The following is a 1050-nucleotide window of genomic DNA, read 5'->3' as shown; positions in this document are numbered from 1 at the left end:
CTTTCTATCGGAGCATTGTCGAAGCAATTACCTTTAGCGCTCATTGAGCCTGTAAATTGATGCTGCTTAATGGTCTTGTGGTAGGCGTGACTGCAATACTGACTGCCTCTGTCTGAATGAACGATTAGCCCTTTGTTTGGACGTTTATTCCTGATGGCCATGTTCAATGCGCGACAGACCAAATCTGCGGTCATGCGTTTGTTGATCGCATAGCCGACCAACTCTTTGGTATATAAATCTTTCACTCCTGCTAAGTACAGCCAGCCCTCATTTGTCCAGATATAAGTAATATCGCTCACCCAAGACTCATTAGGGCAACTGGCATCAAACTGCTGATCCAGCACGTTTGGATAGACAAGCTTGTTGTGATTAGAGTCGGTGGTCACTTTAAAGCGCTTATGACGACGACATTTAATGCCGTGTTGCTCTTTGATGCTTCTTACCATATACAGGCTAATGTTATGGCCTTGCTCGCTTAGATGAGCATGCAGTCGATCTACGCCATAACGTTCTTTCGTTTCATTGTGAGCCGCTTTAACCAGTAATTCAGACTGGTTGCGATGTATCTGTTGGTCGCTGAGATCACGACTTAGCCAGTCGTAATAGCTTGATGGCTTAACCCTTAACACACGGCACATAGTGGTGATGCGAAAGAGGAACTGGTTGTCTTTGATAAAGGCGTACCTGACTAACTGTTTCTCGCGAAGTACGCCGTCGCCTTTTTTAGTATTTCGCGTTCCTCTTCAGCCACTTTGAGCTGCCGCTTGAGCTGCTTTATTTCTTGAAGAGCACTCATAAGATCAGGATCGTATTGCTCTGTGCCGACAAGCTTGCCTTGATTGGCTTTGTTATGCCAATTTGATAGCGTTTGCATGGCAATGCCAAGCTGCTTTGCAGTGGCTGAGATATTGCCATTATTGTCTGATATCTTCTTGACGGCCTCGGCTTTAAATTCGTCACTGTAGGTTCTTACTTTCTTGGTCATGATAAACTCCGATTAATACGCTTAGTTTACCAAGTTTACCTCTACGGTTTCTTCAGCATAGCTCA

Annotated in this window: 1 pseudogene; it reads right to left on the bottom strand. The window is 44.8% G+C overall.

What is annotated here, in order from left to right:
* Positions 1 to 985: pseudogene (locus JFC08_RS13600) on the bottom strand (IS3 family transposase); the annotation flags it as partial.
* Positions 986 to 1050 lie beyond the last annotated feature (65 nt).

This window comes from Psychrobacter cibarius (assembly GCF_016107535.1).
In the GTDB taxonomy this organism is placed as follows: domain Bacteria; phylum Pseudomonadota; class Gammaproteobacteria; order Pseudomonadales; family Moraxellaceae; genus Psychrobacter; species Psychrobacter cibarius.
This window is presented reverse-complemented; position numbering and strand designations above follow the sequence as displayed.